The organism is Bacillus sp. AR8-1, from assembly GCF_008042345.1.
In the GTDB taxonomy this organism is placed as follows: domain Bacteria; phylum Bacillota; class Bacilli; order Bacillales; family Bacillaceae_G; genus Bacillus_A; species Bacillus_A cereus.
Genome location: NZ_QNUB01000058.1, coordinates 1 through 4,879, shown reverse-complemented (window position 1 = coordinate 4,879; position 4,879 = coordinate 1). Strand labels below are relative to the sequence as shown.

The following is a 4,879-nucleotide window of genomic DNA, read 5'->3' as shown; positions in this document are numbered from 1 at the left end:
TAAAGAAATATTATACAAATATATTATGTGAATATTTCAAACTTGTCAACCGAAAATTATTTTATAAAGTTATCAGTATATATACATATCCTTATAATAATTACTTACCATAGAAAACAATTGAAAAAATAAACCATATGATATTATCTAAGTTTTTTTATATTATTAGATTTAATAAACAAAAATTAAAATATACTCTAAAAACATTTATTCAGCTTGGTAACATTTATCATCTCACTTCTTTAATCACTAAGTTTATTTGGCGCTGATAAAAAAATTTAAGTTTCCCGAAAATACATACCTACGCTATTAAGCTTTCCCGTCAAAAAAAGCCCTTATTCCTTTTTCGAACATACGGGCTATTTCCATATAAGATACTAATCTTATAAATTTACTTTATTTAATTCACCATTTTTTTTATAATCTCTGTAATTTCTAACCCATGATGGTTAATAAAAAAATGGTCTCCTTTAAATCTAATTATCTTACATTCCCCATTAGTATAATCTCCCCATAACCTTATAGCTTCCGGGCTTATTGTATTATCTTCATCTCCAGAAAGCACAGTTATATCACAATCAATTTTACTAGATCTTTTCACCTCTTTATTTTTTTCTAATATTCTGAAATCATTCCTTATAATGGGTATATATAAATCCCTTAATTCTTTATTATATAGTAATTCTTCTGAAGTACCTCCCAGACGCATAATTTCTTTCAAAAAATCATCATCTGGCAAGGTATGAATCATACCTGTTTTCTTTTTAATGCTCGGTACCCCACATCCTGAAAAAAATATATGTTCAGGTTTTTTATTTCTCATTTGTTCAATTTTATAGTAAAGTTTATAAGCTAATCTTCCCCCCATACTATGACCAAATAAAGCATATTCACCTTCACTGATTTTATCCTTTATCAAATCGTAAATGTCATCTACAGCCTCATTTATATCTTCATAAAAAGCTTCATTTATTCTTGCTCCTCTTCCCTTTAACTCAATTGGATATAATTCCAATGAATCATTCATAAGTTTATTCCACTTATAATAGATTGAGCTTGATCCTCCCGCATACGGTAAACAAAACAGTGTTTTCATTATTCACCTCTTAAAATCTAATGGAATTTTGAAATAACATCTACCCTTATGGTAAATTTTCTTACTTCTGAAACTAATTATTTGAAAATAAAACAACCATTTTAGAAAAGGGTATATTTAAAAGCTTTTTTATAACTAATTCATATTCTTAATAATTAGATATGGAAGGCTCTTGAAACCCCATTTATAATTAAAAAAATACCGATTACTCTCAGAAGGGCTCTTGAATATGTGTCGTCTTTCCCAAAAACAGTTAATCCGATTTTTCCGATATACGCATTCATCAGAACCCCCACAATTAACTCTACCATTCCTAATATTTCTACCATCCCCACATTAATCACGTCCTTATTAAATATAGATTTTAATTTAAAGTACTTAATTACACACCATGTATTACTTCCTAAAAATTCAACTATTCAGTGTTTTCATTTCCCTACTTATAAGTAGATACGATACGATTAAGCTTAATAATCCAATTCCTATAAAAATACCAATTGGTATTAATTCTGATCCTATAGGACTTTTATTAAAAATAACATCATTTAAAGATTGAATTGCCCACGCCTCAGGAGTAAATTTTGAAATACTCTGCATGTATTTTGGAGCAATTTCTAAAGAATAAAAGGATCCTCCAACCATACCGCTCACAGCTATAATAATTGAAGCAGATGATGTAAACTGTTTTTGACTTTTCATAAACGGGATCATTATCATGGTTATACTAATAAGAGCAAATAAATAAACAGATAATATTAAACCTATAGCAAATACATTATGACCAATACCGATTTTCAACAGATATTTACCTGCAAGTATAATTACTATAACGTGGACAATCCCAACTATATAAGTTGCAGCCATTTTTGATACAATATACTTGTGATAATTAACAGGTGTACTTAATAACCTGCTAAATGTATTATTTTCTTTTTCATCAATTAATGTTCTTAATCCTTGAATTACAACAAACCAGATAAACATGACTAAGAACCCTATTAATCTTGCAGTTGTATTATCTTGTTCTTTTTGACCATTACTTAGTGTTTTATCATTTAGCGTTATCTGCGAACTGTCTTTTATTCCCCTAAATATATTTTTTGCTATCTCTTCATCATCCAAACCTAATTGCTCTGACACATATTTAGAATCCCCTATCACTTTTTTTAGTGTGCCAACTTCATTCGTTATGAGCTGTTTTAATAAAACTCCGCTCCCATTTTCGTAATTTTCTATAAATTTAATTTTCAAATCTTCCCCTGGCGATATATTATTCCCAAAATCTTTTTCTATTACTAGTCCAAAAGGAATATCCTGATCATCAATTTTCTTCTTTAAATTATTTTCAGTCACATTTATCGTCTTAACGTTTTTATGTTCCTGAATCATTTCAATCAATTGATTTGAGTAAACACTGTTATCTGCATCAACTAAATATAATTTTTCTTGTTTATCACTACTCTGTGAAAAAGAAAATAAGAATGTAAGAATTAAAGGGACTGTAATAGTTGCAAAAATCGCTAGTCTATTTCTAAACATTAACTTCAGCTGATGTTTTATCATTGCAATCATTTGCACTACTATGCCACCTCCTTCCGTTTGTACACCATAATGTTAATAAATACAAAAATTATTCCTATACCCATAAGCTGGAGTAAATCAATATATATATCTTCAAAACCTAGACCCTGTTTAACTTTCAAATAACAATTTATAGCTTTCCCATTCGGGATAATTTCCTGAATAACACGTAGACTATCAGGTAAACTATTTTTTGAGATAAAACTTCCTCCTAAAAAGCTAAAAATATAAAGAATAGGAGAAGCCATACTCGAAACTGAGACATGATCCTTTGCGGTGAATCCCCAAAATAGAATGACACTGCCTATAGCAAAAGCATAAACGATTGTAATGATAAAAATATCAAAAAGGTTACCCCAATTCATTTGGAATATAATTCGGCTTATAAAGATTACTGCGGCCATTTGCATTAAAATTGCAAAAATAATTCCAATAAGTTTACCTAACACATACTGTATATTAAGCGTAGGTGTAGATTTTATTCTGAATAAAGTATGATTCTGTCTCTCATCCACTATACCATGAACAAGTACAAATGCTGTCATAATTGAAAACATGACAACCATAGCTATTGAATAGTACTGCATTGAATCAATTGAAACTGCATTCTTGTTTGTAGCAGTTTTATCGATTTTAACTGAAATACCATTATTATTTAATAAATGATTAATTACTTTCTCAACTTTATCTTTTGGAGTATTATTGGCATCGTGTATTTGTTTTACAATCTCTTTTTGCTCAACACTCATTGTTTTAACACTTCTACTAAAGCTATCCAAAACTGTTTCAACTACATTTTTATTCATTGTTTTATTGTTATTTCCTATTAGATCAATACTTGTTTTTTCATCATTCATGACGGCTTTTGTGAATCCCTTCGGCACATACACAAAAGCTGCTACCTCTCCTTCTTTTACCAACCTTTTTCCATCATCATAATTTTTTACTTCTTTTAAATTAATGATTTCTTTAAGATTATCTTGTTTAAAAGCCTTTTCTTTCAAAACATCCCCTAGCGAAACTTGATCGCCGGCATCGGCATTATAAAATGCTACATCAAAAGCTTCGATTTTCGAATCCGAATCACTAAATACTGTACCTAAAATGAGAATAAGTATTGATGGAAACAGTATTAGCTTTAAATAGAATAACTTATTTTTTGTTAATAATCTGAAGTCCAGAAAAAATAAGTTCAATAACTTTTTCAAAATCGCTTCCCCCTACTACTCTCTTAAGTTTTTACCTGTTATCTGAAGGAAAATACTTTCTAAATTTACTTCTTCATACTTGAAGCTTGTAAGTTTAATTCCTAAATCCTTAATATCATCTAAAATATCCATGACAGTTCGTTCTTTAGATGATATAAGCATAGAAATTTGTTGTTTTTCTATTGTTACGTTTCTAATACCATGGATATTATTTAACTGTCTGAGAGCCTCTTTACTTGCGTCTCTGTAATTTACGGTTAAGGTATCACATGCATCTAAATTTTCTTTAAGTTCTTCTTTTGTTCCTAAAGCAATAAGAGATCCGTGATCCACTATTGCCACTTTTTCACATAAATACTCTACCTCTTCCATATAATGGCTAGTGTAAATAACTGTCATTCCTTTTTCTTTATTTAGTTTTTTTACTGTTTCAAGGATATGATTTCTTGACTGTGGATCGATCCCTACTGTAGGCTCATCCAAAATTAACAATTTGGGATTATTCATAAGAGCAGCACCAATATTAACTCGACGTTTCATACCTCCAGAAAATTCAGATACATTCTGATTCTGTTTATCTGTTAACTCAATGATTTCTAATACTTCATTAGTTCTTTCCTTTAGTCTCTTCCCTGAAAGTCCATACAAACTCCCAAAGAAATTTAAATTTTCCTTAGCACTTAAAGTTTCATACAATGCTAAATCCTGTGGTACAATTCCCATTATTTTCTTAATTTCTATAGGCTCTTCTTTAAGAGATTTATTATCAATCTTTATTATTCCACTAGTTGGTGAAAGTACAGTGCTTATCATGGAAACCATTGTAGATTTCCCCGCACCATTAGGGCCTAGCAAACCAAATATCTCTCCCTTTTCTACATTTAGTGAAATATTATTAACAGCAATGAATTCGTTATATTTTTTTGTTAAATTTTTTAATTCGAGCATATGTCACAAACTCCTTTGAATATCTGTGTTCTTATATTTTATCTCT

General features: G+C 29.5%; 5 protein-coding genes. All 5 read right to left on the bottom strand.

The annotated features are described in order from the left end of the window. Window positions 1-400: 400 nt before the first annotated feature. The 5 genes from DN400_RS27375 to DN400_RS27355 all read right to left on the bottom strand — a co-directional run bounded on the left by DN400_RS27375 (window position 401) and on the right by DN400_RS27355 (window position 4,833). Window positions 401-1,096, bottom strand: coding sequence for a thioesterase II family protein (locus DN400_RS27375; protein ID WP_065229719.1), 696 nt, complete (start codon window positions 1,094-1,096; stop codon window positions 401-403). 155 nt (window positions 1,097-1,251) lie between these two features. Further along, entirely contained in the window at window positions 1,252-1,431 is a 180-nt protein-coding gene (locus DN400_RS27370) for a hypothetical protein (protein ID WP_065229718.1), read from the bottom strand. A gap of 76 nt (window positions 1,432-1,507) precedes the next feature. Then, window positions 1,508-2,668 carry an ABC transporter permease gene (locus DN400_RS27365; protein ID WP_255478024.1) on the bottom strand — a complete coding sequence of 387 codons (1,161 nt, stop codon included), beginning with the start codon at window positions 2,666-2,668 and terminating at the stop codon, window positions 1,508-1,510. A gap of 8 nt (window positions 2,669-2,676) precedes the next feature. After that, a complete protein-coding gene (locus DN400_RS27360; RefSeq protein ID WP_065229716.1) occupies window positions 2,677-3,885 on the bottom strand; it encodes an ABC transporter permease in 1,209 nt (402 codons plus the stop codon). A gap of 15 nt (window positions 3,886-3,900) precedes the next feature. Continuing rightward, window positions 3,901-4,833 (bottom strand): ABC transporter ATP-binding protein, encoded by a 933-nt coding sequence (locus DN400_RS27355; protein WP_065229715.1) that lies wholly within the window; start codon window positions 4,831-4,833, stop codon window positions 3,901-3,903. Window positions 4,834-4,879 lie beyond the last annotated feature (46 nt).